At 65.9% G+C, this 249-nt stretch carries 1 pseudogene; it reads right to left on the bottom strand.

The window, feature by feature from the left end:
- Positions 1 to 131, bottom strand: a pseudogene (locus CG471_RS31625) (IS5/IS1182 family transposase); the annotation flags it as partial.
- Between the last annotated feature and the right edge of the window lie 118 nt (positions 132 to 249).

Here is a 249-nt window from a genome sequence, read left to right as displayed (position 1 = left end):
GCGCGGCCTTCCGGCAGCGTCGGTCAGTCCGTGGATCTTGCTGGTGCGTCCGCCGCGCGAGGTTCCGATGCCTTGCGCGAAGGCCCCCCTTTTGCGCCGGCGGCCGAGCGATGGACCTTGATGCTGGGGGACTGTCAGGATTTCCGTGTGCGGCCGGGCGGTTGATCATCAGGCCGCCATGGCTCTGATGAAACGTTCGCCGAAGATCACGGCAAATTGCGCCTTCGCCATGGTCCACTCACGTGGTGG

The sequence above is a fragment of the Sphingobium sp. IP1 genome, assembly GCF_002708645.1.
In the GTDB taxonomy this organism is placed as follows: domain Bacteria; phylum Pseudomonadota; class Alphaproteobacteria; order Sphingomonadales; family Sphingomonadaceae; genus Sphingobium; species Sphingobium yanoikuyae.
This window is presented reverse-complemented; position numbering and strand designations above follow the sequence as displayed.